Genomic DNA, 1188 nt, shown 5'->3' with positions numbered 1-1188 from the left:
ATATTCCCCAGAGGTTGCAGTTCTCAAGCTTTATCTTGTAGTTTGTTCCATTATTCTCTCTTGATTTATAATCTGTTAGAATGTCAGCACCCGAAACCACAATATTCTTCAGCTGGAAAGGTGGCAGATTCTTGTATTTTCTCAGAGCATGCATTAAGGCGTTTATGTCGTCCTTTTCCACGTGCTGGCTCATAATAAATGTCCCTATGAATTCGGGAATCGACTTCCAACTTATCTCGATACCATCTCCTGGAAGGCTTGGCGGTATCTCATGACGGTTCAGGTGTTTGAGGTACTCCCTAAAGTGTTTTGATGCCTCTTCATGCTTGTCTGCAGCAACCAGCTGGCATATCTCCTTGCCCAACTTTGTAAGAATGCATCCATCTGTATCAGTTTTTTCACATTTCTTACAGATAAAGGCATTGGCTTTATATGCATCTACATCTTTCAGAGGATTATGGTGCGATGGAGCATCCACATACAAATACTTGGGATCAAGTATAAGCTCTTCTATGTTGGTGCTTTCTGTCATGTATTCGAATAGTCTAGTAATTATTGGACCATCAGCATCAGTAGATAAACCTGAACCAGAAGAAAGAACAGGTCCCAGCAAGAGTGTGAGCCTTATCATAGCCTGCAACAGGTTTGCAGTACCTATCCTATAAGGTCTCATTGATGGGTAGAGTTTTCTGTCTTTAAATACCTATATTTTAATGAAATATTTTAATTAGGATAAATCTAATTAAAACTCATTACATAATTCAATTAAGTGTTGATTGAGATTTGACATGTGATTATTCAATGGATGAGTTAGGAAGAAGGCTAGACACTGTATATGATCATGAGCCATGGATTACCTGTACATTGACCATATGACCAGATCGTGATAGAAAAGCAGTCCTATGCCACATGTTTTACTGAATGCATGATAGATCTGATGCTAGATCACTCCGATGTGTTATTTGGCATTAGATGTTTGTTTCAAAGACATCATCTAATTATTAGGGTTTACAAAGGAGGGATATTTATAGTTCACCGCGACCATTTTGTATTAACACTATTAATTCACATAATAAATCTAAGACAAATTGTGGAAATTTCATTAAACGTTTTATTTATAGTTGGCATATACTGTGATTATTGTGTATATACTAATTTAGCCCAAATATTTAATTACAGTATCATTAA

The 1188-nt window shown here is 36.4% G+C and carries 1 protein-coding gene; it reads right to left on the bottom strand.

The annotated features are described in order from the left end of the window. Positions 1-673, bottom strand: a 673-nt coding sequence (locus QRY16_RS21945) for a hypothetical protein (protein ID WP_289778055.1), incomplete at its 3' end; no start/stop codon positions are given. Positions 674-1188 lie beyond the last annotated feature (515 nt).

Origin of the sequence: Mixta mediterraneensis (genome assembly GCF_030283135.1) — a bacterium.
GTDB lineage: Bacteria > Pseudomonadota > Gammaproteobacteria > Enterobacterales > Enterobacteriaceae > Pantoea > Pantoea mediterraneensis.
The sequence above is the reverse complement of the archived record's forward strand: the minus strand, read 5'-3'. Positions and strand labels throughout refer to the sequence as shown.